General features: G+C 72.7%; 17 protein-coding genes and 1 tRNA gene. 7 read left to right on the top strand and 11 right to left on the bottom strand.

Features of this window, described 5'->3' with window-relative positions; genetic code table 11:
* Positions 1-20 precede the first annotated feature (20 nt).
* Positions 21-1,916 carry a DUF4214 domain-containing protein gene (locus tag H9640_RS15120; RefSeq protein WP_191791586.1) on the top strand — a complete coding sequence of 632 codons (1,896 nt, stop codon included), beginning with the start codon at positions 21-23 and terminating at the stop codon, positions 1,914-1,916.
* A gap of 58 nt (positions 1,917-1,974) precedes the next feature.
* Positions 1,975-3,192, top strand: a complete 1,218-nt coding sequence (locus tag H9640_RS15115) for a UDP-N-acetylmuramate dehydrogenase (RefSeq protein ID WP_191791584.1) — start codon at positions 1,975-1,977, stop codon at positions 3,190-3,192.
* 101 nt (positions 3,193-3,293) lie between these two features.
* Here the strand turns inward: H9640_RS15115 and H9640_RS15110 are convergent, their stop codons facing one another.
* Positions 3,294-4,196, bottom strand: coding sequence for a L,D-transpeptidase family protein (locus H9640_RS15110; protein ID WP_225227277.1), 903 nt, complete (start codon positions 4,194-4,196; stop codon positions 3,294-3,296).
* Positions 4,197-4,386: 190 nt separating this feature from the next.
* Entirely contained in the window at positions 4,387-4,782 is a 396-nt protein-coding gene (locus H9640_RS15105; protein ID WP_191791580.1) for a GntR family transcriptional regulator, read from the bottom strand.
* A 103-nt stretch (positions 4,783-4,885) separates the two neighbouring features.
* On the opposite strand from H9640_RS15105, the gene H9640_RS15100 reads away from it, so the two are divergent.
* Together H9640_RS15100 and H9640_RS15095 are read left to right on the top strand one after the other, a co-directional pair.
* Positions 4,886-6,247 (top strand): phosphotransferase family protein, encoded by a 1,362-nt coding sequence (locus tag H9640_RS15100; protein WP_191791578.1) that lies wholly within the window; start codon positions 4,886-4,888, stop codon positions 6,245-6,247.
* Positions 6,248-6,261: 14 nt separating this feature from the next.
* Positions 6,262-6,582, top strand: coding sequence for a hypothetical protein (locus tag H9640_RS15095; RefSeq protein ID WP_191791576.1), 321 nt, complete (start codon positions 6,262-6,264; stop codon positions 6,580-6,582).
* 125 nt (positions 6,583-6,707) lie between these two features.
* Here H9640_RS15095 and H9640_RS15090 read toward each other — a convergent pair whose 3' ends face one another.
* The 8 genes from H9640_RS15090 to H9640_RS15055 all read right to left on the bottom strand — a co-directional run bounded on the left by H9640_RS15090 (position 6,708) and on the right by H9640_RS15055 (position 14,613).
* Positions 6,708-7,376, bottom strand: a complete 669-nt coding sequence (locus H9640_RS15090) for a response regulator transcription factor (RefSeq protein ID WP_191791574.1) — start codon at positions 7,374-7,376, stop codon at positions 6,708-6,710.
* A complete protein-coding gene (locus H9640_RS15085; RefSeq protein WP_191791572.1) occupies positions 7,373-8,977 on the bottom strand; it encodes a sensor histidine kinase in 1,605 nt (534 codons plus the stop codon). The genes H9640_RS15090 and H9640_RS15085 overlap by 4 nt, the downstream gene beginning before the upstream one ends.
* Positions 8,977-9,402, bottom strand: a complete 426-nt coding sequence (locus tag H9640_RS15080; protein ID WP_191791570.1) for a hypothetical protein — start codon at positions 9,400-9,402, stop codon at positions 8,977-8,979. The genes H9640_RS15085 and H9640_RS15080 overlap by 1 nt, the downstream gene beginning before the upstream one ends.
* An 80-nt stretch (positions 9,403-9,482) precedes the next feature.
* Entirely contained in the window at positions 9,483-10,571 is a 1,089-nt protein-coding gene (locus H9640_RS15075) for an adenosine deaminase (RefSeq protein WP_191791568.1), read from the bottom strand.
* An 86-nt stretch (positions 10,572-10,657) separates the two neighbouring features.
* A complete protein-coding gene (locus H9640_RS15070) occupies positions 10,658-11,386 on the bottom strand; it encodes a response regulator (protein WP_191791566.1) in 729 nt (242 codons plus the stop codon).
* A complete protein-coding gene (locus H9640_RS15065; protein ID WP_318243794.1) occupies positions 11,383-12,753 on the bottom strand; it encodes a sensor histidine kinase in 1,371 nt (456 codons plus the stop codon). Before H9640_RS15065 ends, H9640_RS15070 begins: the two co-directional genes overlap by 4 nt.
* Positions 12,740-13,594, bottom strand: a complete 855-nt coding sequence (locus H9640_RS15060; protein WP_191791564.1) for an ABC transporter permease — start codon at positions 13,592-13,594, stop codon at positions 12,740-12,742. Before H9640_RS15060 ends, H9640_RS15065 begins: the two co-directional genes overlap by 14 nt.
* Positions 13,591-14,613, bottom strand: a complete 1,023-nt coding sequence (locus tag H9640_RS15055) for an ABC transporter ATP-binding protein (protein ID WP_191791562.1) — start codon at positions 14,611-14,613, stop codon at positions 13,591-13,593. The genes H9640_RS15060 and H9640_RS15055 overlap by 4 nt, the downstream gene beginning before the upstream one ends.
* 154 nt (positions 14,614-14,767) lie before the next feature.
* Between H9640_RS15055 and H9640_RS15050 the strand changes: the two genes are divergently transcribed.
* Positions 14,768-16,609 (top strand): SLC13 family permease, encoded by a 1,842-nt coding sequence (locus H9640_RS15050; RefSeq protein WP_191791560.1) that lies wholly within the window; start codon positions 14,768-14,770, stop codon positions 16,607-16,609.
* Positions 16,610-16,730: 121 nt separating this feature from the next.
* Here H9640_RS15050 and H9640_RS15045 read toward each other — a convergent pair whose 3' ends face one another.
* Positions 16,731-18,377, bottom strand: coding sequence for an AbgT family transporter (locus H9640_RS15045; protein WP_191791558.1), 1,647 nt, complete (start codon positions 18,375-18,377; stop codon positions 16,731-16,733).
* A gap of 363 nt (positions 18,378-18,740) precedes the next feature.
* Between H9640_RS15045 and H9640_RS15040 the strand changes: the two genes are divergently transcribed.
* Positions 18,741-18,813, top strand: a tRNA-Trp gene (locus tag H9640_RS15040).
* A 104-nt stretch (positions 18,814-18,917) separates the two neighbouring features.
* Positions 18,918-19,193 (top strand): preprotein translocase subunit SecE, encoded by a 276-nt coding sequence (gene secE / locus H9640_RS15035; RefSeq protein ID WP_191791556.1) that lies wholly within the window; start codon positions 18,918-18,920, stop codon positions 19,191-19,193.
* The last annotated feature ends 73 nt before the right edge of the window (positions 19,194-19,266 follow it).

The raw sequence follows: 19,266 nt of genomic DNA, 5'->3' as shown, positions 1-19,266 counted from the left end.
CACCACTCTTGGAGCAGTTCATGACCCGCACGTCATCTCGGCCCTTCGCCGTCGCGCTCGCAGCTGCGCTGGCCTTGGCACTCACCGGGGTCGGACTGACCCCGCCGGCCCCCGCGGCAGCGACCGTCGCGACCTCCGACTTCGGGGAGGGGACGGTGTCGTTCGTCGGTCACGGCTACGGTCACGGTCGGGGGATGGGCCAGTACGGCTCGCTCGGCTACGCCGTCGACCACGGGTGGGGCTACCAGCAGATCCTGGACCACTACTACGGCGGCACCGCCACGACGGGCGGCGCACCGGCCACCATCTCGGTGGAGCTCCTCGCGCACACCTCTTCGCTCACGGCGATGGGGCGTGGCCTCGTCGTCAACGGCTTCCCCCAGGCCGAGACCGGGTCGGCGGGCAGTGCCGTCCGTGTGCTGCCGAAGTCGAACGGCGCGTTCGACGTCTACGTCGGGCCGTCGTGCTCCGGCCCCTGGAGCGCCGCCGGGTCGTCTGCGACGGTCGAGATCTCCACGAGCTCGCCGAGCGACGTCTCGCGATATGTCCGCACCTGCGAGTCGGGTGGCGAACGGTCGTACCGCGGCACGCTCAGCGTTCGCCGCAACCAACGGACCGCCGGGCTCATGGTGGTCAACAACGTGGCGACCGAGGACTACCTGCGCGGAGTGGTGCCGCGTGAGTCGCCCGACGGTTGGGGGGCTCGTCCGAACGGGTTGGAGTCCCTGAAGGCCCAGGCCGTGGCGGCACGTTCGTACGCGCTCTCGCAGCAGAGCGCTCGTCCTTCCGGCGCGCAGACGTGCGACACGACGACCTGCCAGGTGTATCTCGGAGCGGCCTACCAGCCCAACGGTGGAGCCCGCACCAGCCTCGACGGCCCCAACGCCGACCGGGCGATCGCAGCGACCGCGGGCCAGGTCCGGTACCGTCCGGGCACGGTCCCGGTGCAGATCGTCCGGACCGAGTTCAGCTCGTCGACCGGCGGGTGGACGGCTGGCGGGACCTTCCCCGCGGTCCAGGACGTCGGTGACGCGACCGCGTCGAACCCGAACAGCACGTGGTCCGTCTCGTTCACGCTCTCGGACGTCGCCAAGGCCATGGGGACGGGCCCCATCACCAGGTTCGACGTGACCCAGCGCAACGGGCTCGGTGCAGAGGGCGGGCGCGTCCTCCAGGTGGCAGTGACCGGGGGCGGGACGACGCGCACCTTCACGGGCAACCAGGTCCGTACCCTGCTCGGGCTCAAGAGCGACTGGTTCACCCCGACGCTGACCCAGGGCGGGGAGGCCGCTGCGCAGTCGGTGGTGAAGGCGTTGTACACGGATCTGTTGGGTCGTGGTCCGGATCCGACGGGGTTGGAGGGTTGGTCTGCGGCGTTGGTGTCGGGTGCGGGGCAGCCTGAGCTGGTGGCGTCGTTGACGCGTAGTCAGGAGTATGTGGCGTTGCGTGTGTCGAACGCGTACATGGAGGCGTTGGGTCGTGGTCCGGATCCGGTGGGTGCGCAGGACTGGGCGCGGGAGATTCATGCGGGGCGGGCGACGGTTGATGATGTGAAGCGTCGGTTCTACGACTCGTCGGAGTTCTTCGCGCGGGCTGGTGGGACGCCGCAGGGTTATGTGCAGGTGTTGTATCAGACGATGTTGGGTCGGGGGGCTGCGCCGTCGGAGATCGATGCGTGGGTGAAGGTCATGGAGGTCAGGGGTCGTTCGCGGATGGTGGACGAGCTGTGGTTCTCGATGGAGGCTGCGCGGATGCGTGCGGGTGGTTACTACTCGACGTTCTTGCAGCGTGGTCCGGATCCGACGGGGTTGACGGCGTGGGCGCAGGTGTTGTTGTCGCACGGTGAGGGGGCGGTGCGTGTGGGTATCGCGGGCAGCTCCGAGTACCGGGCGTTGGCACAGACGCGTTTCCCCTGAGCACCCACCACTCTTGGAGCACGCAGGGGGAGCGGCGGTCTGCGCCTACGCTGGACCCATGACCGCCACCTCCCCGCGCCGCGCGTCCGCCGTCGAGTCCGTCACCGAGGCCACTGCTCCCGGACCCCGAGAGGTGCTCGAGCAGCCGACGCTCGCCGAGCTCACGACGCTGCGCGTCGGGGGCCCCGCCGACGCGTACGTCGAGGCCACGACCGAGGCCGAGCTCGTGGACGCTGTCCGGGCGGCCGACGACGCGGGCGAGCCGCTCCTCGTGATCGGTGGCGGGTCCAACCTGCTCGTGAGCGACGAGGGCTTCGGCGGGGTCGTGGTGCGCGACGTGCGCGCCGAGATCCGCATCGACGCCGAGGACACGTGCGGCGGCGGGAGCCTGACCGTGACGGCCGGCCAGGACTGGGACCAGCTCGTGGAGCGGGCCGTGGCCCAGGAGTGGGTCGGGGTCGAGGCGCTGTCCGGCATCCCCGGCACCGTCGGGGCTGCGCCCGTCCAGAACATCGGCGCGTACGGCCAGGAGGTCGCCGGGGTCGTTGCCTCGGTGCGCGTGTGGGACCGTGCGCAGTCGCGGATCCGGACCCTGGCGCTGGTCGACCTCGACTTCGGATACCGCACGTCGGTTCTCAAGCGGAGCATGCACGCCTCGCCCGACGGTGGCGACATCTGGTACCCGTCCCCGCGCTACGTCGTGCTCGAGGTCAACCTCCAGATGCGCCTCGGGACGCTGTCCGCACCGATCGGCTACCCCGAGCTCGCGCGACGGCTCGGCATGCAGGTCGGCGAGCGCGCGCCCAGCGCGGACGTCCGCGCGGCGGTCCTGGAGCTGCGGGGTGGCAAGGGCATGCTGCTCGACGACCCCGCGGCCCCCGACCACGACCGGTGGAGCGCCGGCTCGTTCTTCACCAACCCGGTCGTCGCCGCTGACCAGGCGGACCTCCTGCCGGCCGACGCCCCGCGCTTCCCCGTCCGTTCGGCCCTCCCGGCCCGCACGACGGGGCCGAGCCTCGGCGAGATCGACCCGACGCTCGTCAAGACGTCCGCGGCCTGGCTCATCGAGCACGCCGGGTTCACCAAGGGGTTCGGGGTGCACGGCCCGGCGAGCGCCGCGACGCTCTCGACCAAGCACACGCTCGCGCTCACCAACCGCGGCGGTGCGAGCGCGGCGGAGGTCGTCGAGCTTGCGCGGGCCGTGCGCGACGGCGTGCTCGACGCGTTCGGGATCGAGCTCGTCCCGGAGCCCGTGCTCGTGGGCGTCGCGCTCTGAGGTCGCTCCGCGCTCACCGGGAGGCGACGGGCTACGTCGAGGGAGGGCCTGGAGGCCTCCGGCTCGACGCCGGTCCTCGATCTCGTGGACCGGCAGGACCCTCAGTAGACCAGCACGGTCGTGCCCGGAGGGGCGCCCCAGGAGTCCCAGATCCAGTTCATGGCGGCGTTGGTGACCCGCACGCACCCGTGGGACGCGGGGCTCGGAGGCACCGAGCCCGAGCCGTGCACCGCGATCCCGCCGGTGAAGAACTTGGGTCGCCACATGCTGCCGAGCTCGAGCGATGACTCGTAGTTGGCGTCGACCTGCCGCCCCACCTGGAAGGTGCCGCGCGGGGTCTTGGCGACGTACGTCCGGCCCTTGGCCTCGTACCGTTCGCCGTTGCCCGAGGACGCGTTGAAGACCTTGACGACCTGCCCGTCGTCGACCGCGAGGACGAGCTGGCGGGCGATGTCGATCTCGATCACGTGACCTGAACCGCTCTGCGCTGCGGGGCGCACCCCCTGGTCGAGCGCGGCCTGCGTGGCGGGACCCACGCGGCCGTCGCGGCTGATGCCCGCAGCCTTCTGCAGCGCCCACACGGCCTGCTGGGTGCCCGAACCGAACACGCCGTCGGGGGCGGCACCCCAGTAGCCCAGGTCGACGAGCCGCTGCTGGAGCGCCGTGACCCGCTCGCCCGTGCTGCCACGGACGAGCTCGACGGTCGCGGGGTCGGGCTCGACCGGCGGGGGTTCGACGGGCGGGGGCTCGACAGGAGGAGGCTCGACGGGCGGGGGAGGGGTCGGGACGACGGTGGGCGTCGGGAGGGGCGTCGGCGTCGGCGTCGGGGAAGGTGACTCGCTCGGTGTCACAGAGGGGCGTGGCGTCGTGTGCGGGGACGACGACGCCGGTCCCGCCCCGCCGTCGACCCGAGGTCCGAGCGCGTCGCACCCGCCCACGAGCAGCATCGTGAGCACCGCGGCCGTCACCGCTGCCCATCTCGTGCCGGTCGGTCGATCCGTCATGCGTGCTCCCCCTCGACGTGGGATCCTCCGCAGACCCCGAGTGACCACGGTCCCACGTGGCGCCGAGACGTGGCACATCGGGTGGGCAGGGGTTGCGCAATCGTTGTGAAGAGTGGCGTCGGGGGCCGCGCGGACGCAGGCCCGGGCGCCCCGGGCCTGGCGGACTCCACCCCGCCGGGCCCTTCGTCGCTCAGTCGCCGTGGCGACGCAGGAGCTCGCCGCGCACGAGGTCGAGGATCGCGTCGTCGTCCAGGCCTGCCTCGTGCGCGGTCGCGACGAAGGTGTGGGCGGCCTGCCGGGCGACGACGTCGGCGGGGGCCACGCCGTCGGACACGACCGTACCCGCACGCCGGTTCGTGGCGGTGATCCCCGCCGCCTCGAGCTCGCGGTACGCGCGAGCGACGGTCCCGGCCGCGACGCCGAGGTCGGCGGCGAGCGCGCGGATGGTCGGGAGCCGGTCGCCGACCAGGAGCCGCTCCGAAGCGACGTGCGCGACGACCTGCGCACGGATCTGCTCGTAGGGCGGGACCCCCGAGGCGGGGTCGATCTCGACGTGCAGGGAACCGTGTCCGGATTGTGTCACCATGTTGGCACAATGTCAGCGTGGTGCTCCGGTGTCAACGCGTGTGTGAGAGCTCTCTCATGCCGTCCTCATGTGCCCATCACCCCTGGGCTGTCTCCTTGCTTCCATGGACACCGCTGCGCAGCTCCTCACCGGTCCCCGGGCGGGTGACCTCCTGGAGGCGGCGCTCGCCGTCGACCACGTGAGCCTGGGCTCGTGGCGCGTGCACCAGGTGCACGCACGCCCCGGGGCCGAGGTGAGCGTGGGGTACGAGGTCACGGTGCGCGGCGGCCGCGGTGGCACGGACGGCCCCCGCACCCCGGCCGGACGGCCCGAGTATCTCGTGGCGACGACTGCGGACCTCCCGCCCGACGTCGTCGAGCGGCGCGGGATCCTGCGCCTCGTCGACGGCGAGCAGACCGTCCACGTGTGGCGTCATCCCGTGGACCCCCTGCTGCCCGGCCTGGCGACCGCCTGCGACGCCGCGGCGCTCACCGACCGGTGGCGCTCGCTCGACCCGCACGCCCCGCTCGTCCTGGGGCTCGATCTCGTGACGTACCGGCCGTTGCGCCGCGCGGTGCTGCGCGCACGGACCACCGACGGCGACGTCTACCTCAAGGTCGTCCGCCCGGACCGGGTGACGGATCTCCGCATCCGGCACGACCTCTTCCTGGTCGCCGAGGCCGCGCCCATGGGCTACGCGCTCTCGGCCCCGCCCGCCGCTCCCCGCGTCCTCGCGTCGCTCGGCGAGGGAATCCTCGTCCTCGCGGCGCGGCCGGAGGAGACGCTCGCGTCGGCGATCGCGTCCACGGCCAGGCACGAGCAGCCGCTGACGATCGACCCGCACGAGCTCCTGCGTGCACTCGTCGCCCTCCCGCAGGACGCCGTCCTGCTCGAGCGTCGCGCCTCATGGGCCGAGCGGTCCGAGCACTACGCGCGCGCCGCCGTCGGGCGTCTTCCTGGCCATGCGGGACGCATCGAGGCCCTCGAACGCGCGGTGCGCCGGATCGTGGCCGACCGCGACCCCGGTCCCGTGGTCGCGACGCACGGCGACTTCTACGAGGCGAACGTGCTGCTCGTGGGCGGTGCCGGCTGTCGTCGCGTCGCCGCGGTCCTCGACGTCGACACGCTGGGCCCCGGTCACCGCATCGACGACCTGGCCTGCATGACGGGCCACCTCGCGGTCCTCGAGACGCTCGCGCCCCAGGTCTACCCGGGCGTCCAGGGCCTGGTCGACCGCTGCCTCGCAGTGTTCGGCGACGCCACCGACCCGATCGGGCTCCGCGCGCGCAGCGCGGGTGTCGTCCTGTCCCTCCTGCCCGGGGCGCCCCGCGAAGCACTCGCGGAGACCTGGCTCGGTGTGGCCGAGGAGCTTCTCGCGGGAGCGCAGACGCGTCTGAGAGTCCTCTCACGTGCGGCTCCTGCTCCTCTCACGTCGGCCTGTGAGTCTCGTGACGACGGGGCGGCAGCCCGGCCGCCCATCGTCTGAGGAGGTAAGGAATCATGGACGCTCGCAGGATCTGGATCGCCACCGGCACGCTCGGGGTGCTCGGCGCCGGGCTCGGCGCCACGATCGCGGCGGCGGAAGCGCGCGCGGACGTCGAGGCCCCCGCCGTCGTCGAGACGAACGACGCCACGACGACGCCGGGAGCCGTCCCGAGCCCGAGCCCGTCGGACCTCGACCCGTCGAGCTCCACGACGACCGTGTCCACGGTCACCGCGGGATCGACGACCTCGGCCCAGACCGCGACCACCGCTCCGAGTCCTGTGAGCTCGCAGAGCCCGGTCTCGGCACAGACGTCCCCGTCGGCGCCCACCCCCTAGGGGGAGGGCGCCCCGGCGGGGCTCAGCGGTCGGCGCGTCACCGGCCGTACGTGAGAGGGCGGAGGCACACGGGCCTCCGCCCTCTCGTCGTCCCGCGCGTCCCGCACGGGGCTTTGTCAGCGCGCTCAGGCAGCAGGGTCCGCCAGCCGGTAGCCCATGCCGCGGACCGTCACGACGCGCTCGGCGCCGAGCTTGTTGCGCAGGTACCGCACGTAGACGTCGACCACGTTGGAGCCCGGGTCGAAGTCGTAGCCCCACACCCGGGACAGCAGCTGCTCGCGGCTCAGGACCTGCCCGGGGTTGCGCAGGAACGTCTCGGCCAGCGCGAACTCACGGGCCGACAGGTCGACCTCGCGGTCCTCGGTGCGGGCCCGACGGGTGCGCAGGTCCAGGCTGAGCGACCCGTGCGAGAGGACCGTGACCTCTCCGGCGGGCTCGGTCCGCAGCCGCAGCCGGATGCGTGCCAGGAGCTCCTCGAAGCGGAACGGCTTGACCATGTAGTCGTCGGCACCGCCCTCGAGCCCCGCGACGGTGTCCGTCACGGACGACCGTGCCGTGAGGATGATGACCGGGATGGTGCTGCGGGAGGCGCGCAGACGGCGGAGCACGGTGAACCCGTCCTGGTCGGGCAGCCCCAGGTCGAGGATCATGAGGTCGTAGTCCCCGGTCTGGGCGAGGTCGTACCCCTCCCGGCCCGTGGTCACGGCGGCGCTCGCGTATCCGGCGGCCCGCAACCCCTTGGTCACGAACGACGAGATCCGGGTCTCGTCCTCGACGACGAGGATCTGGCTCACAGCGATGTCCTTTCACCCTGACGTGCCCGAGAGGAGACCGGGATCTCCATGGTGAGGGGGGTCTCGGCCGTGCTGCCGAGGGGAGTCCTCGGGACGATGGAGGCTGCACCCGGGCCGCCGTGGTCGGCAGCGTCGGGGCCGGGCGCCGAGGGGCCGGGGTCGAGCGGGAGGTCGAGCGTGAAGGTCGACCCGAAGCCACGGGTCGAGGAGACCTCGACCCGCCCCTCGTGCCCCCCGGCGATCGCGCTGACGATCGCGAGGCCCAGCCCCGCACCGTCCCGGAACGCCGGCTCGCGCTCGGCCTGCGCGAAGCGGACGAAGATGCGTTCGAGCTGGTCGGGCGAGACGCCGATGCCCTCGTCGCGCACCCAGAGGCGGATGCGACCGTCGCGGACCGCCGATCCCAGGGTGATCGTGGAACCCGGTGCGGAGAACTTCACGGCGTTGGACGCGAGCTGCAGCCAGGCCTGGGTGAGACGCTGCTCGTCGACGTGGGCCGTGGCCCCGGTACGCGCGTCGACGGCCCACCGGCGGTCGCCCAGGAGACGCGCCTTGTCGAGGATGTCGTCCGTGAGCCGCCCGAGGTCGGTCTCCTCGAGCCGCACGAACCCAGGGCTGCCCGCCGTGGCGAGGGTCATGAGGTCGTCGACGAGGCGGTGCATCCGGTCGAGCTCGTCGAGCGCGAGGTCGCGCGTGCTCGCGGCGTCCTCCGGGTCGTCGGGGTCCATGAGCTCGAGGTGTCCCCGCACGATCGTGAGCGGGGTGCGCAGCTCGTGCCCGACGTCGTCGAGGAGCTCGTGCTCGGCGTCGAAGGCCGCGGCGAGGCGGTCCAGCATCTCGTTGAACGCCTGCGTGAGGTCCGAGATGTCGTCGTTGCCCGTGACCGGGATGCGCTCGGAGGTGTGGGTGTCGCTGATGCGCCGGGCCGTCTGGCCGAGGAGCCGTACGGGCCGCAGGAGGCGCCCCGCGACGAGCCAGCCCACTGCTGCGATCAGCAGCAGCGTGACGACCGCGATGATCGCGTAGGTGCGGAAGACCTGGTCGAACTCGGCGTGCTCGGCGCTGCGGTCGAACGCCAGGACGAGCGCCGACGGGACGTCGCCGTCGGTCACCGGCACGACGAGGACCCGGTAGCTCGAGACCGGGGTCGTGATCTCCCGGAGCACCACGTCCCGACCGGTCGAGAGAGGTTCGAGCGCGTCCATGAGGACCTCGTCGTCCTCGAGCCGCAGGGGGACGGGCGTCGCGGCGATCCACTGGGCCCGGCCGCCGCGGAAGCCGACCATGCCTTCGTGCGGGGCGGGGACGGTCTGGCGCATCGCGGTGTTCACGAGGTCGTCCGAGGACGTGAAGCGCTCGCCGGTCGAGGGGTGCACGCCCTCGTGCGCGAGGGCCTCGAACTCCTCCAGAGAGCGCATGAGGGACTGGTCCATGCGGTCGTCCACGTGCGCTCGCTGGGCCGTGTACGCGACGCCGCCCGCGATGAGCAGGCCGAGGGCGGCCAGGGCGAGGACAGCACCGAGTATCCGCGCGCGGACCGTCTGGAGCCGGGACGGTGCGCGACGAGGCGCGGGCCCGCTGCCCGGGGAGTGCTGCGCCATCATCCGTTCCCTGTGTCTGGTGTCCACATGCCGTCGTCGTACTCGTCGGACGGCCGGTACATGCCGTCGTCGTACTGCTCGCCCGGGTGGTACATGCCGTCGTCGTAGGTCTGCTCGGGGGTCTTGCCGATCGTGTCCGTGCCGCTGCGAGGAGGGGCGGGTTGCACGGGGACCAGCGGTGAGCTCGGGGTCGCCGACTCGTCGTCGTCGCCGTCGTCCTCCGGCTCGTCGGTGGTCTCGTCGGGGGGCGGGGTGAGGGTCGGAGACGGTGACGTGGTCTCCTGGGGGGTCGGGGCTGGTGTCAGGACGACGAGGCCTCGCAGGTCGCGGTCGGGTGGGCTTGCCGAGACCAGCGCGACCGCGCCGGCGCCGGCCCCGAGTGCGACCAGCACGAGGGCGATCACCCACACCGTCGTCCGTCGCATGGCGCGAGTATCTCGGGTGCGCATGAGAGAGGGATGAGAGCGTGTGTCACCCGCCTCCGGCCGCCCGACGGTCCCTCCCGTCATCGCACCGCCCGCCCCCCTTCGGGGCCGGGAGCGCCCGCGGGGCCGGGAGCGCCCTCGGGCGCCGCGGGCTCCTCGGCGAGCCAGGCGTCGACGCCCGCGAGCAGCCGTGCCCGCGTCGCCGTGCCTGCGCGGCTCGCCCGGATCGAGGACCGGGCCAGGTCCGCGAGCTCCGCGTCGGAGAACCCGTGCTCGGTCCGTGCGGACTCGTACTGCGCCACGAGCCGGGAGCCGAACAGCAGCGGGTCGTCGGCGCCGAGGGCGACCTGGGCCCCCGCGTCGACGAGCGCCCCGAGCGGGACCTGCGCGCCGTCGTCGTACACCCCGAGGGACACGTTCGAGGCGGGGCAGACCTCGAGCGCCACCCCGCGCTCGACGACCTGCTCGAGGACTCGCGGGTCCTCGACCGAGCGCACCCCGTGCCCTATCCGGTCGGGGTCGAGGTCGGTGAGCACCTCCGTCACGTGGTCGGGGCCGAGCAGCTCGCCCCCGTGCGGGACGAGCGCGAGGCCCGCCCGGCGGGCGATCGAGAACGCCGGGGCGAAGGCCGCGGTGTCACCGCGCCGCTCGTCGTTGCTCAGTCCGAAGCCGAGGACCTCGCCCGGGCCGTCGCCCACGTACTGGGCCGCGAGACGCGCGAGGGTCCGCGCGTCGAGCGGGTGCCGCATGCGGGAGGCCGCGACGATCACGCCGACCTCGGTCCCGGTCGCCGCACTGGCCTCTCGCGCCGCGTCGAGCACGATCTCCACGGCGGGGGAGATGCCGCCCACGAAGGGCGCGTAGGACGTGGGGTCGACCTGGATCTCGAGGCGGCCCGACCCCTCGGCGGCGTCGTCCTCGGCCGCCTCGCGCACGATCCGGCGCATGTCGGCCTCGGAGCGCACGCACGCGCGCGCCGCGTCGTACAGCCGCTGGAACCGGAACCAGCCGCGCTCGGTCGCGGGCAGACGGAGCGGGTCGCCGTCGAGCAGGGCCGACGGGAGCCGTACGCCGTACTGCGTGGCGAGGTCGTGCAACGTCGCCGGCCGCATGGAGCCGGTGAAGTGCAGGTGGAGGTGGGCCTTGGGGAGCTTCGCCAGATCACGCACAGAGGCAGTCTCGCACCCTGCCCGCACCGCTCGGCGGTCCTGCTCGCCGCGCCGTCGCCCCGACGGCCCCTGTGGACCGGGCGAGGTCACGCCCCGGGCAGGATGCCCCGCTCGATCGCGACCGTCACGGCGCGCGTGCGGTCGTCGACCCCGAGCTTCGCGAAGGCGCGCAGCAGGTGCGTCTTGACCGTGGCCTCCGAGATGAAGAGCTCGCGCCCGATCGCAGGGTTGCTCAGCCCGCGCGCGACGAGGGCCAGGACCTGGGCCTCGCGCGCCGTCAGGCGCTCGCCGGCTCCCCGCACGGTCGTGACGAGCCGCGTCGCGACCGTGGGGGCCAGGACGGTCTCTCCGCGGGCTGCGGCACGGATCCCTGCGACGAGCGTCTCGCGCGGCGTGTCCTTGAGCAGGTAGCCCGTCGCGCCGGCCTCGACGGCCCGCAGGATGTCGGTGTCGGTCTCGTACGTCGTGAGCACGACGACGCGCGGGCGCCTCGCCCCCGCCGCGGAGGAGGCGAGGATCTCGGTCGTCGCGCCCACGCCGTCGAGCACGGGCATGCGCAGGTCCATGAGCACGACGTCGGGACCCAGCTCGTGCGCGAGGGTCACGCCCTCGCGGCCGTCGCCCGCCTCGCCGACGACGACGAGGTCCGGCTCGGCCATGAGCATCCCGACGAGCCCCGAGCGCACCACGGGATGGTCGTCGACGACGAGGACGCGGACCGTGGGAGCCGACGAGGGCGCACCGGTCCCGGTCGCCGAGACGGTCGTCCTGGGGCGGGTGGGCGACGAGGACGGACGGTCGGCGGTCGAGGTCACGGGTGGCTCCGGGGGAGAGGGGCGGGATGGGGCGGGGCACCGGCGGGGTGGTCGGCGGGCACGGGCAGCTCGACCCGGACGCTCGTCCCACCACCCGGGGGCGACAGGACGCGCACCGTGCCCTCACCCTCGGCGACGCGTTCACGCATGCCGCGCAGACCGAACCCTTCCACGACGCCCGGTCCGAGCCCCCGACCGTCGTCCGTGACCTCGAGGACGACCGTGGCGCCGTCGGGTGCCGACCCCTCCCGGCCGCCCGGCCCCGCCCCCTCGCCCAGGGAGACGACGACGGAGCTCGCCTGCGCGTGCCGGCGCACGTTGGCCAGGGCCTCCTGCGCGGACCGCAGCAGGACGACGTCCTCGGCGCTGCCCAGCCCCGGGACGACCGACAGCCGCAGCGTCACCGCGACCCCCGACTCGTCCTCGAAGCGGCCGGCCAGGCGCTCGATCGCCTCGACGAGCGTCGCGCCCTGCAACGGCACGGGGGAGAACGCCGTGACGAGGGACCGGGCATCGGCCAGGTTGTCGCGCGCCGTCGTCTCGACGAGTGCGAGCCGGTCCCGGGCCGCACCCACGTCGTCGCGGTCGAGGTCGGCGCTCGCGGCCTGGGCGAGCATGACGACGCTCGTGAACCCCTGTGCCAGGGTGTCGTGGATCTCGCGGGCCATGCGCTCGCGCTCGGCCGCGACCCCCGCCGCGTGGTGCACCGCACCGAGCTCTGCCTGCGCGGCGTTGAGATCGTCGACGAGCTGGGCATGGCGTGCGGTCTGGAGCATCGTCTGGCCGACCCAGATCCCGAGCAGGATCGAGAAGGCGAGCGCGACCCCCATCTGCGGTGCGGCCCTCGTGAGGGCCTCGCGGGAGAACCCGGACGCGGCCGTCAGCGCGAGGGTCGTGCCGACCGCGAGCAGGGTCGAGAGCGCGAGGCTGACCCACCGGCGCTCCGAGAGCATCCAGATCTGGGTGAACGCGACGAACAGCAGGAACGTCCCGAGCTGGTTCTGGATCACGGCGACGTCGGTCGCGACGATCAGGATCAGCAGGTAGGAGACCGCCAGACGCTGGTCGCGGTTCCGCGCCGCCGGCCTGCCGAGGAACGTGTACGCGAGCAGGATCACGCCGATCGCGCCCAGGGCCAGGGCGAGCCGGTCAGGCTCGATCCCGGCCAGGAGCAGCGCGACCGCGCTCAGGAGCACGACGACGTAGAAGCCCACGTCCCACCACACGACCACGTGGTCCCACGAGGACTCGAAGCTGTCCAGCGCAGAGCCGGTCGACGGGCCCTGGCCCGCGGCGGGGTGCACGGGGCGACCGCCCGCCGCGCGCTCCGTCGCCGGCCGGTCCACCGGGCTCTCAGCCGTCGTCACGCCGCCTCCACCTGAACGTCCGGACCCCCACCACGAGGCCCACGACGAGCCACGCCACCAGTACAGCAGCCGTCGCGCCGTGCTGCCACGACCCGCCCGTCTCGAGGGCCGCGGCCTCGGGCGGCAGGAACACCGAGCGCATGCCCTGCGCGAGCCACTTGAGGGGGAACACCGAGGCGATCTGCTGCATCCAGGACGGGAGGGCGAAGAACGCGAAGAACACGCCCGAGATGAACTGCAGCACCAGCACGATCGGGGCCACGACGGCGCTCACGGACTTCCCGGAGCGGGGGACCGAGGAGAACGCGACGCCCAGCACCGAGCCGGTCGCGGTGCCCAGCACGAACACCCACGCGAACGTCGTCCAGGCCGCGGCGGTGGTCGGCATCGGGACGTCGAACGCCGTGGTGGCGAGCAGCAGCAGGGCGGCGGTCTGGACGGTCGTGACGAGCAGGACCTGCCCGATCTTCCCCAGGAAGTAGGAGGTCGCGGGCAGGGGCGTCGCCCGCAGGCGCTTGAGCGTGCCGTCGTCGCGCTCGACCGCGATCGAGATCGCGAGGTTCTGGAAGCTCGTGAGCATGACGCCCGTGGCGACCATGCCCGGCAGGAAGTACTGCGCGTACGGCACGGATCCTGCGGCACTGCCCTGTTCCTCCTGCCCGAACACCGTCGCGAAGATCGCCATCATGATGAGCGGGTAGGCCAGGATGAAGACGACCGCGTCGCGCTCGCGCAGGAACGCGAGCATCTCGATCCAGGTCCGCCGCAGGCCAGTGCCGAGGACGCCGGGCAGGGGTCGCCCGGCGGGCAGCGCACGGGTGGGCGACGTCTGGGTGCTCATCGGGAGGCCTCCTCGGCGACGGGAGCGGACAGGACGGCAGAGGTCGGGGCGTCGTGCGGGGCTCCGGGCGGCGCTGCGGCGGACGGGGCCGAGCCGGAGGGGGAACCGGACGGGGCGACGGGCGCGGCTCCGATGAGCTCGAGGTACACGTCCTCGAGGCTCGGCTGGAGCACGCGCAGGCCGGGCACCTCGCCGTCGGGTCCGGCCAGGGTGGCCGCGAGCGAGGTGACCAGCGCGGTCGGGTGGTCGGTCCGCTCGGCGCGCGCGACGCCGTCGGACACCCACCGCACGACGGGGCGCAGCGCACCTGGCCCGCCCAGGTCGGCCGGCGCCCCGAGGGCGACGACCTTCCCGTCGCGCACGACGGCGGCGCGGTCGGCCAGGTGCGCGGCCTCGTCGAGGTAGTGGGTCGTCAGGAGGATCGTGGTGCCGTCGGCGCGCAGCCCCAGGACGAGGTCCCAGAAGCTGCGACGCGCCTGCGGGTCGAACCCGGTCGTGGGCTCGTCGAGGAACAGCAGCTCGGGGTCGCCCACGATCCCGAGGGCGACGTCGAGGCGACGCCGCTGGCCGCCCGAGAGCTGGCGGGCACGCGTGGACGCCTTCTCCAGCAGCCCGACGGCGGCGATCACCTCCTCGGGGTCCCGCGGGGCCGGGTAGAAGGTCGCGAAGTGGTGCACGAGCTCGCGCACCGTGAGCTCGGCCTGGTCGCGCGAGTCCTGCAGGACGACGCCGATCCGGCTGCGCCATGCGCGCCCTGCGAGCGCGGGGTCCTCGCCCAGGACCTGGACCTGCCCGCCGTCGCGCTTGCGGAAGCCCTCGAGGATCTCGACCGTCGTGGTCTTGCCCGCACCGTTGGGTCCCAGGACCGCGAAGATCTCGCCGCGCTCGACCGTGAGGTCCAGGCCGTCGACGGCCTGCTTCACGACGCCGCCGCGCTGCGTGTACCGCTTGGTGAGCCCGCGGACCTCGATGGCCGGGGCGCCCGTTCCTGCTCGGGGAGGTGTCCTGTCTCTGCTCATGGCTCCAGCCTGGTCGGCGGGGGGTGCACGCCGCGACGACCGGTCGGGTGGACCTGGGGTCCACCGACCGGTGGACGCCGGGGGTGGCGCTCGCGCCCGTCGCGCCCGTCGCGCCGTCGCGCTGCGGCCTGTCGCGGCCGCTACTGTCGGCCGCATGAGCGACGCCGCGATCACGCTGACGGTCCTCGCGGCTGCGGTGGTCCTGTTCGTGTGGAACCGGCTGCCGGTCGGTGTGGTCGCGCTGGGCGTCGCGCTCTCGCTCTACCTCACGGGGGTCCTCACGGTCGAGGAGGCGCTCGCGGGCTTCGGCACCCCGACGGTCGTCCTCATCGCCGCGCTGTTCGTGGTCGCCGAGGCGCTCGACGCGGCCGGCATCACGGCGTGGGCGGGGCAGCAGCTCATCGACCGGGCGGGCACGGGGACGGCCCGGCTCATGGTGCTCATGCTGGTGCTCTCGGCCGCCCTGTCGGCCCTCGTGACGCCCAACGGTGCCGTCGCGGCGCTGTTCCCCATGGTGGTGGTCCTCTCGACCCGGCTCGGGCGGTCGCCCTCACAGCTCCTCCTGCCGCTCGCGTTCGGGGCGCACGCGGGATCGCTCCTCCTGCTGACGGGCACGCCGGTCAACGTGATCGTCTCCGCGACGGCGCTCGCGGAGACGGGGACCGGCGTGGGGTTCTTCGAGTTCGCGCTGGTCGGGCTCCCGCTCCTGGCGGGCACGATCGTGGTGTGCGTGCTGTGGGGCCCGCGCCTGCTGCCCGACCGCAGCGCACGCTCGTTGTCGCGCGACCTCACGGGGCTCCCCGCGGAGCTGCTGCGCGAGTACGCGCCGTCGGGGGTCATCGCGCGGCTGGACGTCCCGACCGGTTCGACGCTCGTCGGGGTCGCGGCCGACGCGATCGACACGGGGGACCGGGCGGTGCACGCGGTCGCGGTGCAGGACCCGGCGGGTCGTCCGGCGCCGGCCGTCGTGGCGGGCGGCCACGTCGTGGTGCGGGGGAGCCGCGTGGGCGTCGAGGCGTTCGCGGCCTCGCACGGCCTCCCGGCACCGCCCGGGCCCGACGGCGAGGAGGTCGTCTGCGGTCTCGTCTCGCGGGACCACGGGGTCGCCGAGGTCATCGTCCGACCGCGCTCGGGACTGATCGGCGCGCGGGTGTTCCCGGGCATGCTGACGGACTCGGGCGAGCTCGTGGTCCTGGCGGTGAAGCGGCTCGGTGAGGTCCTCGAGCCTGCGGACGACGGGGAGAACCGTCCTTCGGCGGACCCGCACGAGCACGAGACAGTGCTCCGCGCGGGTGACGCCCTGCTGCTCCAGGGGACGTGGGAGGCGCTCGACCGGCACGCCGACGACCCGGACGTCCTCGTGGTGGACACCCCGGACGCGATCCGCCGCCAGGCCGCCCCCCTGGGGCGCCGCGTCGTCCCGGCCGTCGTGGTGCTCGTGCTCATGGTGGCCGCGCTCGCCACGGACGTGCTGCCCGCGGCGGTCACGGCCGTGGGTGCGGCGATCGCGATGATCCTGCTCCGCGTGGTGACGACGCGTCAGGCGCAGCGGTCCATCTCGCTCACGACCGTGATCCTCGTGGCCGGCATGATCCCCCTGTCGACCGCGATCACGGCGACCGGGGCCGCTGAGATCGTCGCGACCGGGCTGATCGACGTGGTCGGCGGGGGAGGGGTGACGCTCCTGCTCCTGGGGATCTTCGTGCTGTGCGCGGTGCTCGGGCAGCTCATCAGCAACATGGCCACGGCGCTCGTCATGATCCCGGTCGCCGGGTCGGTGGCCGTCGAGCTCGGGATCTCGCCCGTGCCGCTCCTGATGTGCGTCGCGGTCGCCTCGGCTGCCGCTCTCCTGACCCCGGTCGCCACGCCCGGCAACATGATGGTCATGGAGCCCGGTGGATACCGGTTCGGTGACTACTGGCGGCTCGGCCTGCCGGTGCTGGTCGTGTACCTCGTGGTCGCGGTCTTCCTCGTACCGCTGGTCTGGCGGCCGTGAGGGGAGCCTGCGCCCCGCTCGGCGGGCGGCGGCCGGCAGCGTCCCGTCACGTCCGGCGTGCGGACCACGGGAGCAGGGCGCCGGGCCCGACGACGCACGCTCCGCCGTCGGGCCCCGTGCCTCACTGCAGGTAGATCTCCGCGCCCGGGCCGAGCGGCAGGCCCAGGAGGTACCAGCCGACCAGCAGGGCGGTCCACACGAGCAGCAGCGCGACCGTGTAGGGCAGCATGAGCGAGATGATCGAGCCCACGCCGACCTTCTTGCGATAGCGCTCGGCGAAGATGACGATGAGCGCGAAGTACGGCATGAGCGGCGTGGCCACGTTGATGGGGGAGTCGCCCACGCGGTAGGCCGCGACCGCGAGGTCGGGCGAGATGCCGAGCTGGATGAACAGCGGCACGAAGATCGGGGCGAAGATGGCCCACTTGGGCACGACCCCGCCGATGAAGATGTCGATCACGGCCGTCATCGCGATGAGCCCGATGATGAGGGGGACCGTCCCGAGGTTCGCCTGCTCCAGGGCGTCGGCCATGTTGACGGCCGCGACCGTGCCCAGGTTGGAGTAGTTGAAGTAGGCGATGAACTGGCTGATGATCAGCAGCAGGAAGATCAGCCCGGACAGGCCCGCGATGGTCTTCGTCATGGGGTTGATGACGTCCATGCTGTTCGTGATCGTCCCCGCGCCCTTGCCGTAGCACAGGCCCATGACGAAGAAGTAGATCAGGATCAGGAAGATGATGCTGCCCATGAGGGGCGAGCCCTCGATCAGGCTGCCGGTCTCAGGGTTGCGCAACGGTCCCCAGGACGGGAGCGTCAGCAGCAGCACGAGCGCCGTGACCCCGAGCAGACCGAACCCGGACCACCGCAGGCCGCGCTTCTCCGCGGCGGTCAGCTCGCCCGAGGGAGCCGGGGCGGCGCCGCCGCCGGAGTCGTGGTCGTCCGCCGCGGGAGCCTCGTCCTCGCGGTAGGTGCCCAGTCGTGGCTCGACGAACTTCTCGGTCACGAGCGTCGCGACCAAGGTCACCACGATGGTCGAGACGATCGCGAAGTAGAGGTTGCCCGTGATCGAGACGTGCTGCGCGGGGTCCGCGATCGACTCGTTGGTGATCTCGGCGAGCATGCCGTCGATCGGGGTGATGAGCAGGTTCACGCCGAACCCGCCGCCCACGCCCGCGAACGCCGCCGCCAGGCCCGCGAGCGGATGTCGGCCGAGCGTGTGGAACACCGCGGCCGCCAGCGGGATGAGGACCAGGTAGCCCGCGTCGGTCGCGATCGAGGACAGCACGCCGAGGAACACCACGATGAGCGTGATGAAGCGCGCCGGCGTGACCTTGACGAGGCGCTTGATGAAGGCGCCGATCAGCCCGACCTCCTCGGCGAGCCCTACGCCGATCATGGCGACCACGATCACCCCGACCACGCCGAATCCGTTGAAGTTCTCGACGGGCGACGTGAAGATGAACCGGATCCCGTCGGCGCTCAGGAGCGACTCGACCGAGACCGTGACCTGCTCGACCTGCGGGTCCTCGCTCTGGTACGGCGCGTCGCCGACGAGCTCCTCGCCGCTCGGCTCGACCTGCTCGGCGACCTGGGCCTGGTCGAACGTGACCGAGGTCCCTGCGAGGTAGAAAGCGTGCGAGAGCAGGATGATCAGGGCGATGAGCCCCAGGAAGATGATGGCGGGGTGCGGGACCTTGTTCCCGACCCGCTCGATCCCGTCGAGCATGCGCTCGAGGGGCGTACGGCGTACGACCGTGGCATCCGACATGTCGGCCTCTCGTCCCGATCGGTCCGCGCTCGTGCGCGAGGACTCGGGGCAAGTATGGCGAGGAGATCGTGTGAAGGCTCGGTGAACCGGGAGGGCCTGCTGCCGATCCAGGGAGGAACCTGCGGTGAGGGTCGGCCGTCCTCTACCCTGGTCGTGAAGGAAGATCGCCGTGCGCTCGCCGGGGCTCGCGCCCGGTCCCGCCGTCCGGCGGGCCCCGAGCGGGTTCGGCCCGGTGTCGGGCGGGGCGCGACAGAGCCGGTTCGACCACGGCGCTCGGTTCGCGTACAGTATTCCTTCGGTGGCAGGTGTCCACCCGATGTTCTCTGCCTCCACGGCAGGTTCTCGGGGTGACGCCGATCACGAAGGGCAGTGGCGCAATTGGTAGCGCAGCGGTCTCCAAAACCGCAGGTTGCAGGTTCGAGCCCTGTCTGCCCTGCAAGGCGTCGTCCCTCCCGGGGCGTGCGCGTAGTCCGGTAACGGGTTACACCACGAGAGGTCAGCATCGGTTTCGGTTTCAACGTCACGTAGTGGGGATGAACAGTGAGCGAATCGCCATCAGAGGCGCTGGGTGCTGAAGGCGTGCGCGCCGGCGGTGACAAGAAGAAGGGCGACGCGACGAAGGGCAACATCTTCTCGCGTATCGCGCTCTTCGTCCGTCAGGTGATCGCGGAGCTCAAGAAGGTCGTCACCCCCACTCGTTCCGAGCTGATCACCTACACCACCGTCGTCCTCGTCTTCGTGGCCGTGGTCATGGCGTTCGTGACGGTGCTCGACTACGGGATCGGCAAGGCCGTCCTGTGGGTCTTCGGGGGCTGATCCCCGGAGGGCGCCCCGTGCCGCGAGGTTCTCGCGGCACCGGAGCAGTTCGCGCCCGGAGCGTATGGACCGG

Origin of the sequence: Oerskovia gallyi (genome assembly GCF_014836745.1) — a bacterium.
GTDB classification, from domain to species: Bacteria; Actinomycetota; Actinomycetes; order Actinomycetales; family Cellulomonadaceae; genus Oerskovia; species Oerskovia paurometabola.
The sequence above is the reverse complement of the archived record's forward strand: the minus strand, read 5'-3'. Positions and strand labels throughout refer to the sequence as shown.